The organism is Arenibacter algicola (assembly GCF_000733925.1).
GTDB classification, from domain to species: domain Bacteria; phylum Bacteroidota; class Bacteroidia; order Flavobacteriales; family Flavobacteriaceae; genus Arenibacter; species Arenibacter algicola.
In genome coordinates this window covers 1,786,768-1,811,209 of the sequence record NZ_JPOO01000003.1, presented here as the reverse complement: position 1 = coordinate 1,811,209, position 24,442 = coordinate 1,786,768, and the positions used below count along the sequence as shown (strand labels likewise).

19 protein-coding genes and 1 tRNA gene are annotated in these 24,442 nt (G+C 40.7%); 10 read left to right on the top strand and 10 right to left on the bottom strand.

Features of this window, described 5'->3' with window-relative positions:
* Positions 1 to 16: 16 nt before the first annotated feature.
* Complete coding sequence (locus U735_RS0118375; protein ID WP_232233286.1) at positions 17 to 2,884, bottom strand: PVC-type heme-binding CxxCH protein; 2,868 nt, start codon at positions 2,882 to 2,884, stop codon at positions 17 to 19.
* 502 nt (positions 2,885 to 3,386) lie between these two features.
* Between U735_RS0118375 and U735_RS0118370 the strand changes: the two genes are divergently transcribed.
* Complete coding sequence (locus tag U735_RS0118370) at positions 3,387 to 4,097, top strand: GntR family transcriptional regulator (RefSeq protein WP_031445225.1); 711 nt, start codon at positions 3,387 to 3,389, stop codon at positions 4,095 to 4,097.
* Between the two features lie 20 nt (positions 4,098 to 4,117).
* Here the strand turns inward: U735_RS0118370 and U735_RS0118365 are convergent, their stop codons facing one another.
* The 7 genes from U735_RS0118365 to U735_RS0118330 all read right to left on the bottom strand — a co-directional run bounded on the left by U735_RS0118365 (position 4,118) and on the right by U735_RS0118330 (position 11,702).
* On the bottom strand, positions 4,118 to 5,077 hold the full coding sequence (locus U735_RS0118365) for a phosphotriesterase family protein (RefSeq protein ID WP_031445224.1): 960 nt from the start codon (positions 5,075 to 5,077) through the stop codon (positions 4,118 to 4,120).
* Between the two features lie 5 nt (positions 5,078 to 5,082).
* Positions 5,083 to 6,441, bottom strand: a complete 1,359-nt coding sequence (locus U735_RS0118360; protein ID WP_051892235.1) for an FAD-dependent oxidoreductase — start codon at positions 6,439 to 6,441, stop codon at positions 5,083 to 5,085.
* A gap of 68 nt (positions 6,442 to 6,509) precedes the next feature.
* Positions 6,510 to 7,304: a sugar isomerase domain-containing protein gene (locus U735_RS0118355; RefSeq protein ID WP_031445222.1), complete on the bottom strand. Its 795-nt coding sequence runs from the start codon at positions 7,302 to 7,304 to the stop codon at positions 6,510 to 6,512.
* An 88-nt stretch (positions 7,305 to 7,392) separates the two neighbouring features.
* On the bottom strand, positions 7,393 to 8,178 hold the full coding sequence (locus U735_RS0118350; RefSeq protein ID WP_031445221.1) for an SDR family NAD(P)-dependent oxidoreductase: 786 nt from the start codon (positions 8,176 to 8,178) through the stop codon (positions 7,393 to 7,395).
* Between the two features lie 175 nt (positions 8,179 to 8,353).
* Positions 8,354 to 9,556: a Gfo/Idh/MocA family protein gene (locus tag U735_RS0118345; RefSeq protein ID WP_031445220.1), complete on the bottom strand. Its 1,203-nt coding sequence runs from the start codon at positions 9,554 to 9,556 to the stop codon at positions 8,354 to 8,356.
* 483 nt (positions 9,557 to 10,039) lie between these two features.
* Positions 10,040 to 10,213: a hypothetical protein gene (locus tag U735_RS25615; RefSeq protein WP_157365032.1), complete on the bottom strand. Its 174-nt coding sequence runs from the start codon at positions 10,211 to 10,213 to the stop codon at positions 10,040 to 10,042.
* Positions 10,214 to 10,547: 334 nt separating this feature from the next.
* Entirely contained in the window at positions 10,548 to 11,702 is a 1,155-nt protein-coding gene (locus U735_RS0118330; RefSeq protein WP_232233285.1) for an alkaline phosphatase family protein, read from the bottom strand.
* Between the two features lie 261 nt (positions 11,703 to 11,963).
* Between U735_RS0118330 and U735_RS0118325 the strand changes: the two genes are divergently transcribed.
* The 3 genes from U735_RS0118325 (at position 11,964) to U735_RS0118315 (ending at position 14,514) form a co-directional block, all read left to right on the top strand.
* On the top strand, positions 11,964 to 12,641 hold the full coding sequence (locus U735_RS0118325; RefSeq protein WP_031445217.1) for a hypothetical protein: 678 nt from the start codon (positions 11,964 to 11,966) through the stop codon (positions 12,639 to 12,641).
* 96 nt (positions 12,642 to 12,737) lie between these two features.
* Positions 12,738 to 14,207, top strand: coding sequence for an arylsulfatase (locus U735_RS0118320; protein WP_031445216.1), 1,470 nt, complete (start codon positions 12,738 to 12,740; stop codon positions 14,205 to 14,207).
* 232 nt (positions 14,208 to 14,439) lie between these two features.
* Positions 14,440 to 14,514: transfer RNA gene (locus U735_RS0118315), tRNA-Val, on the top strand.
* 24 nt (positions 14,515 to 14,538) lie between these two features.
* Here the strand turns inward: U735_RS0118315 and U735_RS0118310 are convergent.
* A complete protein-coding gene (locus U735_RS0118310) occupies positions 14,539 to 15,813 on the bottom strand; it encodes a UDP-N-acetylmuramoyl-tripeptide--D-alanyl-D-alanine ligase (protein ID WP_031445215.1) in 1,275 nt (424 codons plus the stop codon).
* Between the two features lie 66 nt (positions 15,814 to 15,879).
* Positions 15,880 to 17,541: a gliding motility lipoprotein GldJ gene (gene gldJ / locus U735_RS0118305; RefSeq protein WP_031445214.1), complete on the bottom strand. Its 1,662-nt coding sequence runs from the start codon at positions 17,539 to 17,541 to the stop codon at positions 15,880 to 15,882.
* 441 nt (positions 17,542 to 17,982) lie between these two features.
* Here gldJ and porV point away from each other — a divergent pair, with 441 nt between their 5' ends.
* The 6 genes from porV (at position 17,983) to U735_RS0118275 (ending at position 24,438) form a co-directional block, all read left to right on the top strand.
* Positions 17,983 to 19,128 carry a type IX secretion system outer membrane channel protein PorV gene (gene porV, locus U735_RS0118300; protein WP_031445213.1) on the top strand — a complete coding sequence of 382 codons (1,146 nt, stop codon included), beginning with the start codon at positions 17,983 to 17,985 and terminating at the stop codon, positions 19,126 to 19,128.
* An 88-nt stretch (positions 19,129 to 19,216) separates the two neighbouring features.
* On the top strand, positions 19,217 to 19,702 hold the full coding sequence (gene cdd, locus U735_RS0118295; protein ID WP_031445212.1) for a cytidine deaminase: 486 nt from the start codon (positions 19,217 to 19,219) through the stop codon (positions 19,700 to 19,702).
* A 196-nt stretch (positions 19,703 to 19,898) separates the two neighbouring features.
* Positions 19,899 to 20,897 carry a pyruvate dehydrogenase (acetyl-transferring) E1 component subunit alpha gene (gene pdhA, locus U735_RS0118290; RefSeq protein ID WP_031445211.1) on the top strand — a complete coding sequence of 333 codons (999 nt, stop codon included), beginning with the start codon at positions 19,899 to 19,901 and terminating at the stop codon, positions 20,895 to 20,897.
* Positions 20,898 to 20,901: 4 nt separating this feature from the next.
* Complete coding sequence (locus tag U735_RS0118285; protein ID WP_031445210.1) at positions 20,902 to 22,542, top strand: pyruvate dehydrogenase complex dihydrolipoamide acetyltransferase; 1,641 nt, start codon at positions 20,902 to 20,904, stop codon at positions 22,540 to 22,542.
* A gap of 184 nt (positions 22,543 to 22,726) precedes the next feature.
* On the top strand, positions 22,727 to 23,758 hold the full coding sequence (locus tag U735_RS0118280) for a M28 family metallopeptidase (protein ID WP_031445209.1): 1,032 nt from the start codon (positions 22,727 to 22,729) through the stop codon (positions 23,756 to 23,758).
* Positions 23,758 to 24,438: an SDR family NAD(P)-dependent oxidoreductase gene (locus U735_RS0118275; protein WP_031445208.1), complete on the top strand. Its 681-nt coding sequence runs from the start codon at positions 23,758 to 23,760 to the stop codon at positions 24,436 to 24,438. Before U735_RS0118280 ends, U735_RS0118275 begins: the two co-directional genes overlap by 1 nt.
* Positions 24,439 to 24,442: the final 4 nt, after the last annotated feature.

Below are 24,442 nucleotides of genomic sequence, written 5' to 3'. Positions count from 1 at the left end.
TTAATAATTGTTCAAACTATAGTGTACTATTCTTTAAGGTCAATAAGTAGGCCGATAAATTGGCCAGATCTTGTTCAGTGAGGCCCAAGGCCAAGGCATTTGGCATAATGCCCATCTTCATTTTCTCCTTGCTCTCTATGTCATCGGGGGCAATCACAATCTGTTTTCCGGTCAAGTCCTTCAGCACTGTGGTTTCGCCCTCAGACAGAAGAAAACCGAAAAAGGCCTGACCGCTTTTAGTTTTTATCATAAGTGGTTCATATCCAAAGACTATGGAGGCATTTGGATGAATAATGGCATCCAATAGGGCGGTCTTGTCGAACTTTTCCCCGATTGAAGACAGGTCAGGTCCTATATCGTTACCAGTAATTCCATTTTTGTGACAGGTTGTGCATTTTGATAGAAAAACACTTTCACCTTTACCACTATCCCCTGTCAATTTTAAGATGGCCGGTATGGCCATTTGCTTTTCCCCGGATTTTTTAAAGTGTTCACTGGCCAATGTCCGGATTTCCAATTCGGGATTGTTAAAAATAGCCTCGGATATTCCGCTAATAACTTCATTGGAAAGCTGATCCTTGGCGGCCAAACTAATTAATAGGCGTCCGCCTATCAAGCTGCCCGCCATTTCCTTTCCTGCCTCGATCCTTTTTTTTGTAGAGGTGTCTTGGTTCAAAAGTATTTCATTGAGTTCGGCAATATTATCCGGAACACTAAATCCTTCCCCATTTTCCGCTTCCCAGTCCCAAAAAGCAAACCAGTCGTTATTTTTTCTAAAGTCCAGCCACCATTGGGAGGTTTCTTTTATCGTTTTGTCCGTACTTGATTTGTTTATGGCCAGCATAGCTGCGACTGCATCCCTGTCATTAATAAAGGCCAAAGCATCTACGGATTGTATTTTAAGATTTGGGGATAAACTTTCTGCCAGAGCCCTTTCTTTTAATGCATTGACAGCAGATTTGGGGTGTATTCGCCATACGAGCGAAGCAAAGGCATCGGGCCATTTTACAGGGTCATCGGGCTGATCTGAAAGCAATTCGGCATAGGCCGATTCCTCTTTACCGTCCATGGCCATTCCCAAGGCTTCCAGATACCAGGGATCATTGTCGCTATATCCCTTAAATAATTCCTTGATAAGGGTGCTGCTTTCCTTCCAAGGTATGTCTCGAAGGGAAATGGCCACTTCTCTTCTCACTTGTGGAGAAGGATCATTGGCCGCTGTTGCGGCATATTTTAAAAAGGATTCAGCATCATCTTTCAGGGCCCTAAATGCCACGGTCCTTAATCGGGGGTCCGGTTCGTTTTTTAATACGTTTTTCACAATGGCATTTCCTTGGTTGCCAAGTTTGGACAACAACCAGATGGCTCTTGATCGATGATAGGGATTGTCTGAATCCAATATTTTCTTCACATCTTCTACAACCCGTTCACCTTGCTCCAGTAATTGTTCAAAGCCTTGGCTTCGAACATTTATAGCAGGATTTAGAAGAGCGTCAATTTGACCTTGAACTGTGCTTAGGTCTATTTTTGGGATCGTAAGATTTTTTCCTTTAGGGCTAATTCTATAGATTCGGCCATAGCCTACGGTGTCCATCATCTGGTGGCCCCCTACTACCGGATCGTACCAATCGGCAATGTAAATGGCACCATCGGTTCCAACGGCAACATCGCTTGGTCTAAACCATTTGCGTTTATCATCATCAATATCGTTCCATACATAACCTTCTGTAGATTCTTGGGTAGAGGTTATCAAATCGCGCCTTTTCAAATCAAATCCGGCCACATTCGGAGACGGCTGGTAGGCAAATATTACGTTGCGGCCTGCATCGGCACTTAGGAGCATTCCACGATACTCCGGACCAAAGGCGTCCCCTTCGTAAACGACCACTCCTGTAGGTGATCCTGCCCCAGTGTTGTCTCCCGCCGGCATTACCCCTGGGTCGTCCTGGTGCCAATGGGCTGTGAAAATATCCTGTCCAGGTTTACGGTCCGCCTGCCATGTACGTTTGCCGTTAGCGTTGAAATATCCTGCGTTGCCACCTTCCATAAGCCAACTTACCCTGCAGGTGACCACTTGATCATCGTTGTCGTTTTGCCACATATTTCCATATGAGTCCAATGCAACCTCGTAGGAGTTTCGAAAATTGTGGCCTACCACCTCAAGGTCTTTGCCTTTATTGTTCATTCTTAAAGCCAGACCCCCGACCCAAATACGTCCGTCATCACTGACTTGCGCTGGTTCATTTTTATCGTTGTAAGGGGTTCCGCCCGAATAAACGCTACCTGAACGTAGTTGCCAACCGCCTTTGTCCGTCACTCGGTGCGGTCCGGCATTCCCCGTATTGAAATACCATTTTCCGTCCGGACCTACTACTAGTGAATGTAGACTGTGGTCGTGATCGAAGCCTCCGAACCCAGTAAGAAAGGCTTCCTTTTTGTCGGGTACGTCATCGCCATTTTCATCAGTATAGACAAACAAAGTGGGCGCGCAGGATACGAATACCTTATTCCCTACAACTGCAATCCCCATTGGTGCAACCAGATCTTTATCCTGGACAAATACCTTGGAGGTGTCACTAATACCATCGCCATCCGTGTCTTCCAGAATCATTATCCGATCTCCTTCTTCAAAGTTTAAACGGTGTTTTGGATCGTTGTTAAAATCCCTATAATTCACTGCTTCCGTAACCCAAACCCTTCCTTTTTCGTCAACATCCATATTTGTTGGATTGTACAGGGAGGGGGATTCTGCCCATAGGCTTATCTGCCAACCTTCCGGTACAATAAAGTCATTCTCCATATTGGTCTGATAATTAAGTACGGGGGTTTGGTAGTCCGCTATTCTGTTGTCCGCGCAACATACAAATGAGAATATCATAAGCATGATGCTGCCTTTAGTTAATAAACTGCCTCCAATTTTTTTAATAAGTCCCATAGAAAATATAAAATAGCTCACAACATGTGCATACAAGTTAAAATTTAATTTTAAATAATAAGATTTTTTTTCATATTTTAATATAGCAGTAGTTTCTTTTTACTGAAAAAATCCATTCTTGTGGAAGTGAAGAGGGTAGTACGGGTCTTCTTGCTGAAAAAGGAATACCGATCGACTGTTTTCTATTTGAAGGACTATAATTCATTAAGGATACATTTATACACTGTACAATAATTGATTTTGCCATAGACGGTTTTTTTATCTTGACAATAGTTTGGTGATCAGGCCATGCCTGCTAAGCTTTTGCGGTAAATTAGATGTTTTAAATTTTTTGCTTATTTTAACTTGTCCATACAATATATCTGCTTGTTTTGGAAAAATTCTATTGGATTTTAGTATGATAATGGATAAAAGATAATGTAAATTAGTCAGTCATAGTTGAACTTGGAAATTGAAAAAGATAAAAAAGTACCATCAGATACAAGAGTATATAAAGAAGCGGATACAGACACAAAAATATCCTCCAGATAGTTATTTGCCTTCGGAGAACGAATTTTGTGTTCAATTTGGGACCACAAGAACAACGGTTAGAAAGGCATTGGATGAACTGTTGAAAGAGGGTTTTATAGCCAAGGAACAGGGCAAGGGCAGTAAAGTGCTGGAGAGAGGCAAATATCTAGGACTCTTGTCTGTCAAGGGTTTTTCGGGCTCAACGGATTATAAGGTAAAGACAAGAGTGACCGTGGAGCCTAAAGTTGTGGAATGGGACCCGATTATTGGTTTCCCGTTATCCGAGGACGAAAAGAGTTCTAAATGTGTCTATTTTCAAAGAGTTCGTTACATAGACGACAAACCTGTAGTATTGGAGAATAATTGGTATGCTTTGAACGCCTTGGAACCTATAAGGTCAGAAGAATTTGTGGAGGGATCTTTTTTTAAGACCCTTAGTCAGGAATACTTAATTGAGATTATGGGAGCGGAGCAGGAACTGAGGTCGGTGCCGGCTAGCGGGGATATTGCCAAAAAAATGGGGATTGCAGTTGGTGCCCCTATTCTACATATATCAATTAGGTTCAGAACCAGTAGGCCCCATCTTAATTTATATGGCGATCTGTACTGCAATACTACGGAGTATCCTATTCGAAATAGTTACTTTTTGTAGGTTGACCCTAGTCTATTGGTTTAAGATTGGGAAAAGGCATATAATTTTTTCGGATTGTCAAAAAACACTTTTTTGTAATGCTCTTCCAAGCCTTTGGATTTTAAGAATTGGGGAATGGTCTCTATAAGATAATTTAACCCGGGACTGCCTCCATAACTTTTCCAGTAAGCATTTTTTGCCATATCCATTCCCAGTGTAATTTGATCTGGATATTGGGGGAGTAGATTTTCCAAAAGATTCAGGGTATAATTGGGTTCTGAATCTTTCCAGCGGAAGGCACTGTCGTACTCCAACCGAACTCCAGTATCAAGCACCGCCCTGTTATAATCTTCCTCTTTGGCCCGGTCCACATGGGAAAGCACTACATGTTGGAGATTTGCCCCCAATTTTTCGAACAGTTTCGCTTGTTCCAAGGCCTGTTTTCCAAAATTGGTATGTGTTAATATAGGAGCTCCTGTTTCCAAATGTGCATTTACGACGGCCCTAAAGATTTTTTCCTGATGGGGAGTTATCGGTCCATCCCCGGTAGCCAATTTAATAAGGCCAGCCTTATGCTGGGTCCTTTTTACAAATGGTCCTGAATAATCAAATTGATCAATGCCTTTTTCAATATCATCTATAAAAAGCTCTGTCAATTGATCTTCGGAATAGTGATATCTCCAATGGTTTTTAGGATAATAAATTTCCAAATGCATTCCTGTTGGGACAATTATATTAACACCACTAACGTGACTTACTTCAACCGATTTTAAAACATTACGCCCACTATTGGCCGGCATGGTGTCTACAACGGTTCTGCCTCCCGCCTTATAAAAGTTCTTGAGCTCCTCGGAAATTTTATGCACGTCGTTGAGTAAAAATTCGGGATGGGCAGCAGTTACATAACTATCGTCTATAATGATATGTTCATGGGAATAGGTGAGTCCCATTTCCGAAGTTGGCTTATCGCCCAAAACTGTTCTAAAAAACTCTTGAGACATAATTGTTAATTGTTTTTCCATCCGTGCCTTGAGGCATCTGCAACTTTCTCGGGCATTTGCAAGATGGCCCCGATTTGTATTAAACCATCCTGTAGTTTGTTAATATCGATGTTTTTTGCGTTCTGATCGGTATCCATAGAGATTATAGCGGCCAGGCCGGCCGCCTGCCCCATACTCATTGTCTGTGCCATTGATCGGCAGGAGGCATGGGCGTCATGGGTGGCCGAGAAACAACGGCCAACGACCCAAGTGTTCTGACTTTCCTTGGGTACAATAGTGCCGTAAGGCACTCCATAGGCTCCCCCGTTGGGAACATATTGCCAAAAAGTTTCGGATTCTCCTTCGTCCGATTTTCGATGATCTTCAATGGGTGCGCCACAGAGAAAAATCTGATCTTCGAAGGTTTTGGCACCAATACAATCTTCCTTGGTAAGACGGTATTCCCCAAAAACCCTTCGAGTTTCCCGAACACCAATTTGATGCGAGAGTCCAATGATCTTGGAATTTTTGTATCCAGGTATCTCTGCCCTAAAAAAATCTTCAAATATAAAGGCTTGTCGGCGCCCTTCAATTTCCGCTTTTGTAATGCCCTCTACGTCCAAAGGGTCCAGGTCCACTACTTTTACCGCTACAGTGGAAATGCATTTGGGCTGGCACATTTCATGTGCGGATCCTTCTTTACGCGGAAGGCCATAAGTTCCCTTTTCAAAGGCTTCCGCCATCCTTTCTTTCAACATTTTTTTTCCTCCTGCCAACTCATACTCTTGTTGTTCTACGTTGGCCATACGGAAGGTGGTGGTCATACTTTGGGCGGATTCCTTCTCCCCGGCACGTTCATAGGGGATATCTGCCCAATGACAATAATCGGCATCACCAGAGGCATCAATGACCCGGTTTGCCGTTATGGAAAAAAAGCCCATTCCCTTATTGAAGAATATGCAGGTTGATGCCTCTCCTGTGCTTTCCACTCCCACTAGGGTGGAATGATATAATAATTGAATACCACTTTTTATCAAAAGTTGGTCCCATACCTGTTTTAGTTTTTCAGGGTTGTAATTCACTCCTGTGCCAGCTCCATAGGTATTGGGTCGTAAAAAAATATTGCCCGATCTGTCCAATTCATTCACGACTTTATCTGGGATGCCCCCAACAATTTTTCTAGGTGATTCCGATGGAGTGAAAAAACCGTAAAAAGTGTCGAGCATTTGGGTCGATGTGCCACCGGGAAAACCGTAGCGTTCCACTAGGGTTACTTTATACTTCCCGTTTGATGCAGCAATGGCGGCGGTAGCACCAGCGCTGCCACTCCCAATAACCAGGATGTCTGTACGAAGCGATTTAGAAATTACAGTTGAAAAGTTCATGTTTTAAATTAGTTATCTACTAATAATGGAAATTGTATTGAAAAACACGGTAGAAGGATGACGTGCCATTAATTTTCACCTGATTTGTTTCCCACATTTTGATATAATTTTGCCATTAAGTGGGCATGTTCATCATATGCAGATTCGAAAAGATCTACTGCCCGTTTTTCTCCAACTATTTTTCCACTGCTCAATACTTTTGGTGATTTGCCATTCTCATGCAAGATTTTGGCTACCTCGGCCTTTATGCAATTTACTAGTAGTACCCCGCCTAAAGTAGAGCCGGGGGACACAGGGGAATCCAAGCCGTCCAAGTAAATCATGGCATCGCCCAAAGGTGCTCCGGTATCCAATACAATATTGGCAAAATCGGTCAGTTTTTTACCGTCCGACTTTTTGGAGGTACTGCCCTCCAAATGAAGCTTGCTTACCAAGGCAACCACTTTTATTTTCCTTTTTTGAAATTCTTCTGCCATTTCTATAGGCACTACATTACAGCCACTGGAAGAAATTACCAGGGCCGTGTCCCTTGGGTCAGTGTCAAAATTCCGAAGTATCCTTGCCGCCAATCCTGATACATTTTCAAGAAACATAGCTTGGCGCTGCCCGTTGGCCCCGACCACCAAATTATGAAAGGATAATGAAAGTTCCACAATGGGATTGAAACCAGGGAAGGATCCGTATCTTGGCCACATTTCCTCTACCATCATTCGGCTATGACCAGATCCAAAAAGGTGAACCATCCGTCCGTTTAAAATGGATTGGGCAAAAATTTGGGCCACTTCCTGAATCTTCGATTCTTGTTCCCCTATAACTGAGATTATTTCTTTTCCCTTTGCTAGATATTCTTTTGTTACGCTCATTACATTGTTTTAGTTATTATGGTTTTGGGCAACGCTTAATTTGCCTTTGGCCCCGCATACCCCTGGTACCTAACAGTTTTCCGAGAACTTATGAATATTGGCCCTCGCTAATCGTCCAGCCTCCGTCCACGGCCAAAACTTGTCCGGTTATAAACTTTGAATCAGGATGTAGGAACATTAGTACGGCATTGTTGATGTCTTCAGAAATCCCAGGTCGCCCACCGTCCAAGGGTTGCTTGGTTTTAAGGAACGCCATGATCCTTTCATCATTCACGGCCCTTTGGGCCATGGGAGTCATAAAAAGACTGGGGGCAATGACGTTTATTCTAATGTTGTTCCCGGCATAATAAGCAGCGATGGACTTGGAAAACCCAATTACGGCCGATTTGGCAGCAGCGTAGGCATGGGTGGTGAAATATTTTGGTGAAGGTGAGTAACCCAATACCGATCCCATATTTAAGATGGTGCCCGATTTTTTATGTTTCAAAAAATAGTTTATTATAGCTTGGTTGGACAGCATCAAAGAGGTCAGGTTTAGCTCCATGGTCTTGTTCCATCCATCCAAACTTATTTTATCCAATGGACCATCGCCCCATTTTCGGCCACTTCCGCCGGCAACATGAAATAATCCAGTGATAGGTCCAAAGGCTTTATGCGTCATTTTAATTGCTGTTTTGATGGTTTTTGGATCAGTGGCATCACCTTCCAGGGAAATGCTTCCCTTGCCAAGGATCTCCTTTGCTTTTTCGCTATTATCCAAGTTTCTTCCTACCACCATAAGGTTGGCTCCATTCTTCATTAAAGCGATAGCGGAGGCAAGACCCATTCCTGTGGTTCCGCCCATTATTATATATGTACTGTTTTTAAAGTCCATAGTGTTTTTTATGATTGTCAAGGAAAGTTAGCTTGTTAGTAGGCATAGAAGTCACATTAATCCCCTGAACATACTTTCTATAAATAGCCGAGCTGTACCAAAATAGTTCCTTGGAGGTTAATCTGAATATTTTTTTTACAATTGTTCTTTTCCATGGGTTTATAAGGAATGGCCTTTATTTATTGGCTTGGGTTACTTTTTGTGTTACCACACCGGTTTTTTTGTGTTTTAATATTACTTTATTGTCCCCGTTGGGAAGGACCTCTGTTTTTATGATATAGTGGTCCTCGTCATAGGAATTCCAGCTTTTTTGTTGTTCAATAGGCTCATCGCCTCGCCAATCTTCCAAAATAACGGGTTCCCATAATTTACTTTCGGCAGATTTATAGGCGGCGTCCAAAATGGCGTTCACCACATAACCGTCATAAAATGTTTCAAGTGGCGGTCTGTTTTCTTCAATGGCCGTAAACATATCTGTAAACATATGGGGATACCCCAGTTCGTGGGCCTCGTCCCCAACGGGAAATAGCCAACCAGTGTTCGACTCTGCCTTTTCGGCCACGTAGCCTTCACCTCCTTTTCCGGTTGTGAACATTTCAAATCCTGTGCGCAAAAAGCTATTTATCCATATAGTACCTTCGGTACCCATTACCTCGTCTCGCAAATCCATTCCTCCGCGGAAGGTCCAGCTAACTTCGAATTGCCCTATGGCCCCATTGGCATATTTTACCAGCCCTATGGCATGATCTTCGGCGTCGATGGGATGTACTTGGGTGTCGGCCCAACACATCACCTCTATTGGTTTTATGTTTTTGCCAATAAAATTGCGACCTATTTCTACACAATGGCATCCCAGGTCGATGATGGCACCACCGCCGGATTTTTCCTTATCCCAAAACCAATCACTATGTGGGCCAGGGTGGGCCTCCCTTGATTTTGTCCAGAGTACTTTGCCAATTTCACCGCGCTTAATGCTTGCCATGGATTTCAGGAATTTCGGCGTGTAACACAGGTCTTCAAGGTATCCTCCAAAAATTCCAGCTTCTTCAACCATATCCAACATAGATTTGGCTTCCTCAGCAGTGCGGCCCAAGGGCTTGGTGCAGATGACATGCTTTTTATATTTGGCGCATTCACGAACGGCTGCCTCATGTAGGTGATTGGGTAGGGATATGAGCACTACTTCAACATCAGGATGGGCTATGGCTTCTTCCATAGAGGTCGTGTAATGTGGCAAGTTATAATCCTCTGCAAACCGTTTTGCGTTTTTTTCATTACGTGAATAGACCATCACCAAATAATCCTTTCGTCTTTGTGAATGTAATGAATCGGCATAAAATCGGGCAATAAAGCCGGAGCCTAATATGGCTATTTTCATATTGGTGTTTTTTTATTTCAATTTGGCCGTTCTGAATCTTCTGTTATACACTTTAAGCGGGCATTTTCAGGTAACTAAATGTCATCACCTGAATGAAAACAACAAACGGTCATTGAAAAAGTGACTTAGTAAATATAAGAATTTTACTTGTACGTACAAGTTTTGATAATAAGATTGATTGGATATAATGATCTGAAACTGGGTTTGGATAAGAAATTCCTTAATAGGTAAGATGTGCCAAACTAATTGGCTGCCATTTTGGTTTCTGATAAGCCAAGTACTGTAAAATTGGGAAAGTTCTGTTAAATCGGATGATTAATTTCCCTGCATGCAAAATCCATAATCTTAGGCGCTGTAAGAATAGCGTGAACCATAGGTGTAAAGGATGGAATTACGTCTTAATATGAACTACGGATTAATAATTGCGTACCCCACGGGTTTGCTTCACATTGGTTGGCTTAGGGCGTTTTCGGTCCTTAAACCTTAAAACTGACTTTTTGGGCCTTCGCTGATTTTTCTTTTTTCCAAATTGTGAATAGAGTCCATATCCAGTGAACGTGTTTTTTTTGAAATATACATTCCATGAAGGATTACAAAAATGGTGCCTCCTGCAAAGCAAAGATTCAATACGAGTATAATGCTTATGATCTGTGACATGATAAATAATTTTTTGGGTGTTATACAAATGTCGAAAATAGGGGAAGCAATATGTTATACAATTATTTCAATAGATTATATAATTATTCTAAAATGGACAACCTTAGTACAGAAAAGGCTTGCCAGTTTAATTTAAAAATTAGTTTGATTTGAGGAGTTGGCTATCATTTCATTTTAATCTTCAATAAAGATAGGGACTATAATCAATGGTTTAATTTGGAAATGTATAAATGGTAGGATTTTCTGCACAATCGGTTTCAATGAATTGTGCTATTCCATAGTTAACACTGTGCTCCGGATAGTGGTCCAATTGGGCATGGAATAATTGTCCTATTTATTTAGCTATTACCCATGCATTGATGGAATTATGCTTTCCTTCTATCACAATCTTATAAAAATGGGAAGGATATTTGTCTAAATCGATTTTGGTACTATTAGTGTTCCCCTTCACTTTTTTAACCAATTTGTAGTGGTCGTATATGCCATTTTTAAAACCATTTTCCGTACTAAGGTAAACTTTGAGCTTTTTTTCCCTATTGTGGTTCTTCCAGTTAAGTGTTAAATCCTTGCCCTGAATGTTTGCTTTTAAATCACTTACGGAAAGTGGTCCGGTGATGGAAACTCCATCAATTTCAAACGCCCTGTTGGGCTCAGGTGAGATTTCCAAGCTTCTGAGCATCGCTGGTAAGATGTCGACTATACCCGGGGTTCCGTTCTTAAAATAGTCATTTAAATCGTCGGCATCGGTAACGATCCAGGTAAGGCGTTCCCGATCGGATTGACCTCCATGTCCTTTGCCCGTTTCTTTGTCCCTGCCATGATCAGTAGTGATAAATATTTGCCAATCCTCGCCGTATTCCTTTCGTCTATAATCCATTGCTCTGTATATGCGTCCAATTTGGTTGTCCATTATGGCAATGGAGTTGTGAAATTGCTCGCTATCTCCATATCGATGCCCCATATCATCTGTATATTCAAGATATACCCAGGAAAGATCTGGACTTTCAGCCTGTATATACCTGGCAGCTTCATCTACTACCTTTTCATCTATTTTATGAATGTAAAGTCGGTCCTCGTCATGTGGAAAGTTCACCGTGTCCAATTCAAACCCATCAAAATGATAATTTAATTTCAGGTAGTTGGTTTGGGGAAGGCCTTCCCCGATTAATTTTGTCCTATTGTCCAGCCAGGTTGAGAAAATAGCTGTTTTCAAATCTGGCCTGTTTTCTTTGGCATATCTGAAAACAGTCCAATAATTGTAATTAGGATCTTTAATGCTGTTGCCCCATACATTGTGTTTATTGGCCCAAGTGCCTGTAAGCAGGCTGTTATAACCTACGGCGGAAATAGTCGGAGTTTCTGAATAGCCATCTTTTTCACCCCCAACGTAGGCACGGGTATAGCCACCTTTCTTGGCAATGGTATCGAGCGTTGGTGTTTCTATTTTTTCCAATACGTCAGCAGAAATGCCATCAACTATAACAAACACTATTTTGGTATTTTGCAGCTGTCCGAAGACGATGGAATAATTGATAAAACTGATTAAAAAGAGGATGTATGGTTTCAAGTTAAAGTCCATTTATATGTTTCTTCCAAGGCCTGTGATAGGGATAAATTTACTTTTAATTTTACGTATTGTTATATGGAATTGGAATTAATTTGAAGACGTCAATTAGAATCAATAAAATGTATTGACATATCCCTCGTTTGCTTAACTTAGGTTGCCTAGACGGCAAGAAAAGACAAAATTATGAAATTCAAAATTGAACTTAAAAAGTTTGAAACCATTCGGGAATTGCCCAATGCTTGGAGCCCTAACAATTATATGGAGCTGTTGGATATTATGGAATTTGGGGATACGGCCACTATTCCGTCTACAGATTTGAAGGAAATGTGCATGTTGTCCTTAACAGATTTTGAGCCGCCTGAGGCAGCAGAAATTGTTTTGGGCTATTTGTTCAAGGATATTTTAAGTAAAAGCCAGATTGCCAATTTATCACATGAAATGCTCCATGAAAAAATGTGGGAGGAGTATGCGGATTTATCATTGCACGAACAATTTTTTAATGTTGGTCAACTGTTGTTTCAGGCCTTTAATGGCAAATTTCCCCAGCCAGAAGCCCTAAGGTTCAAGGTTGAAATAGAAGCTGCCAAAAAGGAAAATATGTCTGTGTTCAAGTGCGATTTTGAAGCATCCCTAATTAGATTATTGGTGGCAGGGATGCCTAAGAATACTTTGTTAAATAGATTGTTTTCAGATCAATTGGAAGGCCAAGCTTTTCCTGATGCCAAGGATATAATTTGGCAGTACAGTAGGGAGTCACTGAGCGATACATCCATCACTATAGAGATAATCAGCTCCGTATATTGGTTTCATGATCTTAAATTTATCGTTCAGTTCGAGGCAGAACTGACTGCTACATTATAATGATAATACCATAGGAGATTTTATAAATAGGTTTTGATATTTTCAACACGCTACTTTTTATAATTCTGCGTATGTTTGAAATAAATAGAAAAGGTCATGGATTTTAAAGTTGTTTCTGGGTTAATGTTAATTGCTGCCTTTGGGTTCACTTCATGTAAAATGGAAAAGAGCCCCTCCAATTTAGGTTCTGCGGAAGTATCAAAAACAATTGGCCCACCAAATATTATTTATATCCTTGCCGATGATTTGGGGTATGGGGATCTAGGGGTGTATGGACAAAAAAAGATTAAAACACCCAATATAGACAAGTTGGCGGCCGAGGGTATGCTTTTTACCCAGCATTACTCCGGAAGTACTGTTTGTGCCCCCTCCAGATCGGCGCTTATGACGGGTATGCATACCGGACATACGGTAGTTAGGGGGAATTATGGAATTAAACCGGAAGGGCAATTTCCTATTCCCGATAGCACCCTTACCATTGCGGAAGTTTTAAAGAAAGCTGGTTATAGTACCGGTGCTTTTGGTAAATGGGGGTTGGGATATCCAGGGTCGGAAGGGGATCCCAATAACCAGGGATTTGATACCTTTTTTGGGTACAATTGTCAGACGATAGGGCATAATTATTACCCCTATCATTTGTGGTCCAATCAAGACTCCATAGTGCTACCGGAGAATGCTGGCACGAAAAAAGGTATTTATGCTCCTAATCTTATCCATGATAAAGCATTACAGTTTATTGAGGAGAATAAGGACAGGCCATTTTTTGCCTATGTGCCGTCTATTATTCCACATGCAGAGTTGGTGGCCCCGGAGGAGGTGATGAAGAGATTTAGAGGTAAATATTTACCAGAAAAGGTATATGAGGGAATAGATGATGGCCCAAAGTATAAAATAGGGGGGTATGGTTCCCAAACAGAAAGCCATGCGGCCTTTGCGGCCATGGTGAGTATCCTGGATGAACAGGTGGGTGAAATTGTTAGGAAGGTCAACGATTTGGGAATAGCGGATAATACAATTATAATCTTTACCTCAGACAATGGCCCGCATTTAGAGGGTGGGGCAGATCCCGATTATTTTGATAGCAATGGTTTTTTAAAGGGCTATAAAAGAGATTTGTACGAAGGGGGGATCCGTGTCCCAATGATGGTTAAATGGCCCAACAAGATTAAGCCGGGAAGTGTTGCGGGCCATGTTTCGGCATTTTGGGATGTCTTTCCTACTTTGGCAGAAATAGCGGGGATAAAGGAAACTCCAGGTTTGGACGGAATTTCCTTACTGCCCACTTTGCTGGGTAAGTCGAGTGAACAGAAAGAACACGAGTATTTGTATTGGGAGTTTCATGAAAAAGGGGGTAGACAAGCTGTTAGAATGGGAGATTGGAAGGCGGTAAAGTATGATGTTCTAAAGAACCCGGATGCCAAGATAGAATTGTATGATTTGTCCAAGGATACTGGTGAGGAGAATAATTTGGCGGCCGATTTTCCAGAGGTGGTTGCTGAAATGGAAGACATTTTGGACAGGGCAAGGACGCCTTCGGAGGTGTTTAAGTTTGGGAAATCGAAATAGAAGGCTTGGGGGTAATGGATTTCATTCCAACCTATTAGGGTTTAGTTTTATTTCTCAAGTTGCTGTAGAAACTTAAATCTGCTGTGAAGGTATACTGTTTTTGCTTTAAAGTTTGAGAAATCGATTTTGAATCCGCAGGAGTCAATTTATTGAAAAAAATTCTCCAAGGTAGTTTCAAACTCTTAAAATTGGTGTAATTTTGGCGGACTATTTTTCTGTTGTTGCAGATAATGGGGTATTAGCTCAGTTGGTTTAGAGCGCTGCCTTGACAGGGCAGAGGTCACTGGTTCGAATCCAGTATGTCCCACAAAAAATACTTTGGTTTTAAAGTTTATAACAAATCGAGTATTCTTTCCAAAGCCATGCCCCTAGATCCTTTAATCAAGATGGTGGCGTTTTTCAGGGTTTTGTTGTTGAGAGTTTCCTTGAGATGGTCAAAGGATTTGAATTTGCTATAGTCACTTTTTGTCTTGAAAAAGTTTTCCCCAATTAAAAACACCTGGTCAAAATTCATATTGGTGGCTATATTGCAAATTTCCTGATGCTCTTTTTTTGCAGTTTTGCCTAATTCGAACATATCCCCTAAGAATGCAACCTTGTAATCTGCCTTTAATTGCTGAAAGTTTTCCAATGCGGCCTTCATGCTTGTAGGGTTGGCATTATAGGCATCCAAAATAATGTGGTGGCCATTTTTATCGATTATTTGCGAACGGTTATTTTGGGGAATGTAATTTTCAATTCCTTTTTTTATTTCGTCCATTTCCACATTAAAGTATTTTCCAATTAATATTGCGGCACAGCAATTGGTGAAATTATAGCTGCCCACCAGCTGAGTTGTAATATGGATATCACCTACGGCAATTTTAACAAATGGATCGGCACCAAGAAGTTTTATGTTGAAGAATTCATTATCGTTCTGACTATATCCAAATTTCTTGATAACGGTGGATAATGTCTCTTTTTGAATAGGATCGTCCGCATTAAAAAAAACGGATTTATTATGGCTTGTTAAAAAGTCGTATAGTTCACTTTTGCCTTTTATTACTCCTTCCTCACTCCCAAAGCCCTCTAAGTGCGCCTTTCCAAAATTGGTAATATAACCAAAATCCGGCTCGGCCAACTTGCATAAGAACTCTATTTCCTTAAGATGGTTGGCACCCATTTCTACTATGGCCATTTCCGTATCGGGTGTAATGGACAGAAGTGTTAACGGTACCCCAATATGATTGTTTAAATTGCCCTTTGTGGCAATAGTTTTGTATTTTTTAGATAGAACAGCGCTAATTAGTTCTTTTGTGGTGGTTTTGCCATTACTTCCTGTAAGGCCAATTACTATTGCTTTGCAATAATTCCGGTGAAATTGGGATAAATTTTGAAGCGTGGTAAGTACATTTTTTACCAATATGGTGTTATTGCTTCCGGTAAATTCCTCTTCATCAACTATAGCATATGAAGCACCCTTTTCCAGGGCTTGGGCGGCATACTTATTGCCGTTAAAATTATCTCCCTTTAGGGCGAAAAATATGCAATTTGGGCTTATTTTTCTAGTGTCCGTGCAGACCTGGGGAAACTCTAAAAAGAGTTGGTGCAATTGTTCTATTGTCATAAATCTAAGATATAAAAAAAGCCCTTTTTAAAAAGGGCTTTTTTTATATTTAATAAACTTTTAGAACTATTTGGCTTTCTTGCCTCTAGGTGTTTTGTTTTTAGTTTTGGATTTGGATCCTACTCTGGACATGGCGCATCTAAATCCAATATAATCAGTTGACATATATTGTGGTAAATATCTTCTTTGGGCTGGATCCAACCAATAGGCCCTATCTCTCCAAGAACCTCCTTTAAAGACCCTTACCTCATCATTGATCAATGAAGTTCTGTTGTTGGATTTGTCGTAAGCTCTCAAAATATTTCCTGTAGAGTCTACCTGTACCTTGCTCACAGGAGCATCGTACATTTTCTTTTGGTCTTTTTCGTCCTCATCATCACTAAATCTATCATAAAATCTTGTAGATCCGGGTTCACCGTCCCTATATCCTCTGTTGTCACTGGATGAGAAGTTGGTCCTTAAGAAGGTTTCTTCTTCATCTACTGGTACCATTTTTATCTCTCCAGGTAAATTTACGGCTACAACTTTACCGTTTGGCAAGGTGTCATATACAATGGAGTCACGAATTACATTTACTTTTCCGTCCTTTCCAATGGCCGTTTTCATATAAACGTTTCCTCGGAAATAGTTGAAGTCACTAACCTCGTCGTCTACGATTGGTCTGTATACATCCGCAACCCATTCGGCTACGTTTCCTGCCATATCATATAATCCAAAATCATTGGGTTTGTAAGACTTAACTTCCGCAGTAATATCTGCTCCGTCATCTGACCATCCTGCAATTCCGCCGTAATCTCCTTTTCCTTGTTTAAAGTTGGCCAATTGATCTCCTCTACCAACTCTTTGTCCATTTCTGGTATAATCTCCTTCCCAAGGATATTTCTTTCTTCCTCTGTAGTTATTGTATTCCCTACTTCCAATCTGCGCCTGGGCTGCATATTCCCATTCAGTCTCAGTGGGCAGTCTATATTCTGGTAAAATAACCCCAGAGCTTCTTTTGGCAAACACAGAAATTGAATCTTTTTTCTTTTTTCCCTGTAAAGAGTCTATCTGTCCGTTGTATACGGATTCCGGTCTATTTAAATATGCCTCTGTGCTAAAGCCACCTTCTGCTTCACCATTAATTACTTTGTATTTGGCCTCCTCTGAAAGATAGCCTTCTCTTTCCAGCATTACCTCGTTCACACGGTCTGTCCTCCATTCGGCAAATTGCGTAGCCTGTATCCAATTTACACCAACCACTGGATATTCAGCGTAAGCTGGGTGGCGAAGGTAGTTGTTGGTCATGGTTTCGTTGAATCCCAACCTGTTTCTCCAAACCAATGTATCTGGTAAGGCCCCGGTGTATATATGTACATATTTAGGGTCTTCCGGAGGGTAAACACTTTTCAGGTAATCCAAATATTCCAAATACATAACGTTGGTAACTTCGGTCTCATCCATATAGAAAGACTGCACGTGCTGTGAGGTAGGGGTGTTGTTCCATTCGTGCATCACATCATCTTGAACCTGACCTTTTGTAAAGGTTCCTCCCTCTACAAACACTAAACCTGGTGCAGTTTCCTGCTCTTTAAAGTCTGAATTGTACTGAAATCCACCTTCCTTGGCGTTAATATTCCAGCCCGTAGCCCTTGAGACATTTTTAGAGGATGATGAGTTTTTACAGCTTGAAAAACCACCAGCTACAATAGCGCAAGAGAGTACAACTTTGATGAATTGTTTTTTCATAATTAGGACTTGAGTTCAAAGGACAAACTTCTATTTAAAGGAGTTTGCGATTCATATTTTATTAATATTTTGTGTCGCTTTCGGCATTTAGAACGATGTTTAAGGCATAATATTTTGTTAAAAGAAAAAAAATTAAACATTTATTTATCATGCAAAGAGCATCGCTTAACATGAATAACGACTTAAAATTTAATATAGTATGGATAATAGATAATTCTTTGTAAAAATATCAAGTAAAATCAATCCAATTGAAACAATATAAGCCATGGATTATACCTATAAATAAGATCTTGTTGTAAAAAGTATTTAAATGCCTATTTTTTTTAATGGTTTATATAAGATATTCAGAAAAAGGACGTTTGACTATAATGAACCGAAATATTTTTATTTGGGTTCTTTTGGATAACTATGGAAACCAAATCTTAATTTTAACAAGTAAAAATGAAAAAATTATCAATACTTTTCTTGCTTTTCTTTGTGTTTAAAGTTTCTGCTCAGGAAGATAGGGTGATTACTACTGCTGTACCTTTTTTGACCATTGCTGCAGATGCCAGGGCATCCGGTATGGGTGATATGGGGGTGGCTACTTCTACAGATGCTTTTTCCCAACAATGGAATCCAGCAAAATTTGCCTTTGCAGAAAGAGAAATGGGAATTGGCCTTAGTTATACCCCTTATTTGGAAAGTATAATTACCGATATAGCGTTGTTGAGCGCAAATTTTCACAAGAAGATCAATGATAGAAGTGCCTTTGCCTTAAGTATACGGTACTTTACCTTGGGGGAAATAGAACTTAGGCAATTTGCGGGGGATCAGGCCAGATTGGCCAAGCCCAACGAATTGGCTTTTGATGGTTCCTATTCTTTAAAGTTAAGTGAAACCTTTTCTATGGCCGTTGCGGGTAGATTTATTAGTTCAAATCTTAAGTTGCCGGATAATGGCAGTGAGGATTCTAAGGCGGCAAGTTCATTTGCTGTGGATGTTTCCGGGTACTATCGTTCCAGGGAAATTGCCTACAATAGTTTTGATGGTCGTTGGAGGGCCGGCTTCAATATTTCAAATTTAGGAAGCAAGATAAAGTACGACGATGCGGGACAAGAAAATTTTCTCCCTACCAATTTGAAAGGGGGTTTAGGTTTTGATTTTATTTTGGACCAGGATAATGTACTTGGGTTAACCACTGAATTTAATAAACTATTGGTGCCTACCCCTCAGGATTATAACGATGACGGGGTGATTGATGGGACGGATAATGGCGAATATCAGCAAACCACTTTTTTTGAAGGGGTTTTTAAGTCGTTTGGTGATGCACCCGATGGCTTTAGTGAGGAGTTAAAAGAATTTACATGGGCACTTGGAGCGGAATATACCTACCAGAACGCCTTTATGTTAAGAACGGGATATTTTAATGAGAGCGATTTAAAGGGGTCGAGAAAATTTTTCACTTTAGGTGCTGGTTTTAGGTTTAAATCGGCTCAGGTAGACCTGTCTTATTTGTTCTCTACTTCCCAAGTTAGAAACCCTTTGGAGAATACACTTAGATTTTCTCTGACATTCAATTTGGGAGAAGAATTTTTGAACGATTAATGTGTAAAAAAATATATAGCTTTACTACAAAACCTGCCCACAAGCAGGTTTTGTTTATTTTTACTAAATTATATAACGCTAATTGTCTATGAAACTACGTAGGGTGGTGTTCGATCTAATGGTCTATGAATCTATGGGTGAACTGGAACAGGAGGACCAAGTTTTAATGCTTGAAGCGGTAAAGGCTAGGCAGAATGCTTATTCTCCTTATTCAAAATTTAATGTTGGGACGGCGGTATTGTTGGATAATGATGAAATTGTAATTGGTAACAATCAGGAAAATGCCTCATATCCATCTGGTCTGTGCGCGGAGAGAGTGGCCATATTCTACGCTTCGGCAAAATTTCCGGGTATTGGCATCAAGGCCATTGCCATAAGCGCCACTTCCAAAAATTTTGTAGTAAATAAACCTGCCGCCCCTTGTGGAAATTGTAGGCAGTCCATTTCGGAATATGAAATAAAACAACAGAGACCTATATCTATAATTATGTCCGGGGAAACGGGAGAGATCTTAAAATGTAACTCTGTTTCCGACATTCTTCCTTTAGCCTTTAACAGTACATTCTTGGGTTAGGACAACAACTTAGGACCTTCTATTTTTAAGTTTTAGGTATTTCTCAACAATTCCTTATTTTGTTTTATATAATCGCTTTATGCGAAGCTTTTGATTTAAATTTTTTTCCTATTGATTTATATATGTATTTTTGTTTTCCGTTTTTATCTTAAACTTGTTTTTGATCAAAGCGAATTACTACATAAATCATCAATTAATGGAAAAAATAACCAAAGAGGTCTACCTTAAGTGGTATGAGGACATGTTATTCTGGAGAAAGTTTGAAGATAAACTTGCTGCAGTCTATATTCAACAAAAAGTTCGTGGATTTTTACATCTTTACAATGGACAGGAGGCTGTTCTTGCAGGGGCATTGCATGCAATGGACCTTAGCAAGGATAGAATGATTACTGCTTATAGGAATCACGTTCAGCCAATAGGCATGGGAGTTGATCCCAAAAAGGTTATGGCCGAGCTCTATGGTAAAGTTACGGGAACTTCCAAAGGAATGGGTGGATCCATGCATATTTTTTCCAAAGAGCACCGTTTTTATGGCGGCCATGGTATAGTTGGTGGCCAGATCCCTTTAGGTGCTGGATTGGCCTTTGCCGATAAGTATTTTAAAAGGGATGCCGTAACCCTTTGTTATATGGGAGATGGGGCAGTAAGACAAGGGTCGCTCCATGAAAGTTTTAACTTGGCAATGCTTTGGCAATTGCCGGTTGTTTTTGTCTGTGAGAACAATGGTTATGCCATGGGTACCTCGGTAGCTAGAACCTCGCATTCAACGGAAATTTGGAAACTTGGATTGGGATATGAAATGCCATGTGGACCAGTAGATGGAATGGACCCGGTAACGGTTGCCAAGGAAATGAGCAAGGCTATAGAGCGTGCCAGATCCGGAGGAGGTCCTACTTTTTTGGAAATGAAGACCTATAGGTACAGAGGACACTCCATGTCGGATGCCCAGCATTATAGGACTAAGGAGGAGGTAGAGGAGTACAAGAAGATAGATCCAATATCCCAAGTATTGGCTACCATTAAGGAAAACAAATATGCCACGGATGCCCAGGTAAAGGAGATAGATGCTCGGGTTAAAAAGTTGGTTTCTGAATGCGAAAAATTTGCGGAGGAATCGGATTATCCACCTGTAAATCAATTATATGATATGGTATACGATCAAGAGGATTATCCATTTGTACAACATAAAATATAAGTAAATGGCAGAAGTAATAAATATGCCAAGACTTAGCGATACCATGGAAGAGGGGACCGTTGCTAAGTGGCTAAAAAAAGTAGGCGACAAGATTGAAGAAGGTGATATTTTGGCGGAAATTGAAACCGACAAAGCAACAATGGAGTTCGAATCTTTCAATGAAGGAACTTTATTATATATAGGTATTAAAGAAGGTGATACAGCTCCTGTGGATTCGCTTTTGGCCATAATTGGTGAAAAAGGGGAGGATGTCTCTGGACTGATCGACAGCGCATCTTCAGATGCCAAAGAGGAAAAAGAAGCAGAGGCTGTTGCCAAGAAGGAGGAGAAGAAGGAAGCACCTAAAGCTACTGGTGCAACTATCCCTGACGGGGTAGAGATTATAAAGATGCCTCGTCTTAGTGATACCATGGAAGAAGGTACCGTAGCAACTTGGTTGAAAAAAGTCGGGGATGAGGTTGAAGAAGGGGATATCCTTGCAGAAATTGAGACCGATAAGGCTACAATGGAGTTTGAATCTTTCTATTCAGGTGTCCTATTGTACGTCGGGATCAATGAAGGGGAAACTGCAGCTGTAGATTCTGTGCTTGCTGTTATAGGTCCCAAAGGGACAGATGTTGATGCCGTATTGAGTGCTGGAGCAGGTTCCGATTCCAAAGAAGAAAGCGCTCCTGAAGAAGCAAAGAAGGCTGAAACTTCTTCCAGTAATGGTCAGGAAACTGCACCGGTTACTGCCAGTGATGGTCAGCGAATTTTCGCATCGCCATTGGCCAAGAAAATTGCCCATGATAAGGGAATTAATCTAGAGGATGTTAAAGGTAGTGGCGACCAGGGAAGGATTATAAAGAAGGATATTGAGGAATATCAGCCTAAACAGAAGGCTGCAGAGAAAGCTGTTCCTGCCCAGGAAAAGGCTTCTTCTCCACAAGCTGTTGCGGCCCCAATTAATCTGCCGGTAGGGCAAGAGGGGACTGAGGAAGTTAAGAATTCTCAAATGCGTAAGGTTATTGCCAAGCGTTTGGGAGAATCAAAGTTTTCCGCACCACATTATTATTTGACCATTGAGGTTGATATGGATTATGCCAAGGTTTCAAGAGAGCAGATCAATAGCTTACCGGATACCAAGGTGTCCTTTAATGATATGGTAGTTAAGGCTTGTGCTATGGCCCTAAAAAAGCACCCACAAGTAAATACCTCATGGAACAATGAGACTACCAGATATAATCATCATGTCCATATAGGAGTTGCCGTTGCCGTTGATGAAGGCCTTTTGGTTCCTGTGTTAAAATTTGCAGATCAAATGACCCTTACCCAAATAGGAGCTTCGGTGAAGGATTTGGCTGGAAAGGCAAGAAATAAGAAAATAAGTCCGGCGGAGATGGAGGGTAGTACCTTTACCGTTTCTAATCTTGGAATGTTTGGAATTTCTGAATTCACCTCTATCATTAACCAACCCAATTCTGCAATATTATCAGTAGGGGCCATTGTCCAAAAACCAGTAGTTAAAAATGGCCAGATCGTAGTTGGCAATACTATGAAGGTAACATTGGCCTGCGATCACCGAACAGTGGATGGAGCTACCGGAGCCCAGTTTTTACAAACACTTAGGGCGTATTTGGAGAATCCTGTTACCATGTTGGCTTAAATCAAATACTCTAAACAATTATATAAAAAGCATCCTGATTTTCAGGATGCTTTTTTAACTTTAAGCCATATCTGGTTCTTGATGTTTATGTGAATTGTGCTAAACCAATTCACCATTCATCTTGACCTTAATATAAATCGTGATTAAAATACAACTTGTTTATATGGGAAATAAAAATCAATTTATGAAAAATATTTTGGGTCTTGCCATATTGGCCATGGCATTAGGCTGTGGTAGTGCCAAAATAAATCGGTCGGTTGGTTTGGCAAAAGGGACCAATGGTTCTGGTGTAATAGCCAAGGAGGTTGCCGTAGCTCAGGGCAGCGGGGAAGTTTCCTCGTTAATTTCTGATTTTTCCACTGAAAAAAGGGTTGGGGGCATAATTTCCTATTTGGCATCGGATGAACTGCAGGGTCGTGAAACTGGTAGCGAAGGAATAGAAATGGCCGCTGACTATATTGAAACTATTTTTAAAAGTAATGGGGTTGATCCCTTCTTTAAAACTTACAGGGACACTTTGACCAATTTTGAACAACCGGCTTACAATTTGGTCGGCTTTATTGAAGGCACTGACGAAAACTTAAAAAATGAATACATAATAATCGGGGCCCATTATGACCATATAGGTACTGCTGATCCGGTGGCCGAAGATAATATTGCCAATGGTGCCAATGATAATGCTTCTGGCACTACTGCGGTTTTGGAGTTTGCCCGTTATTTTGGTAAGTTTAAAAATAATAAACGGAGCGTAATTTTTGCCCTATTCAGTGGTGAGGAAAAAGGTCTCTTGGGATCTAAACACTTGGCAAAAAAGCTGAAAGATCAGAATTTGGATCTCTATGCCATGCTGAATTTTGAAATGGTAGGGGTGCCTCTGGTAGGAAAGGATTATTTTATGTACGTAACGGGTTATGAGCAATCCAATTTAGCGGAAGTTTGCAATACTTATGCCGAGGAGAATTTGGTTGGTTTTCTCCCAACTGCAAAGGAATTCAATCTGTTTAAAAGATCGGATAATTATCCCTTTCATTTAGAGTTTGGGGTTCCTTCACAAACCTTTTGTACCTTCGATTTTACCAATTTTGATCACTACCACAAGGTGGGCGATGAGGTTTCCATCATGGATTTCGACCATATGGCCTTATTGGTAAATAAAACCCTTCCAGTTTTGGTAGATATTATTAATGCCCCAGTGAGGGAGATAGAATACAAATAATGGCGAATATTGTAATTACAGGGAGTAGTAGGGGGATTGGCTTTCAAATGGCACAGTTATTTGCCAATGAGGGTCATAAAGTGTTGGCCCTATCCAGAAATAATACCCCCATTGCCGAATTAAATCATGATAATATATCCAGCTTTTCGTTTGATTTGGCCAATGAGTCGGATTACCTCCAAATGGACGAGTTCATAAAAAATAATTGGAAACAGGTAGATGTCCTTATTAACAATGCAGGTAAATTGCTGAACAAACCTTTTTTGGAAACTTCTATGAAGGCATTTGAAGAGGTTTATAAAGTGAATGTTTTTGGGGTCGCCAATATCACTAAGAGAATCATTCCCTTAATGCCAAAAACTGGTCATGTGGTAACCATTAGTTCTATGGGAGGTGTTCAGGGCAGTATGAAATTTGCTGGATTATCTGCCTATAGTTCCAGTAAAGGTGCCGTAATTACCATGACAGAATTGTGGGCAGAGGAATTCAAGGAATCGGGGCCATCATTTAATGTATTGGCTCTTGGGGCCGTACAGACCGAAATGTTGGAGGAAGCTTTTCCTGGTTATAAGGCACCAACAACCGCTTTGGAAATGGCTACATATATCAAGGACTTTGCACTTAGCGGCCATAAGCTTTACAATGGAAAATTACTACAGGTGTCCAACTCAACACCCTAATTTT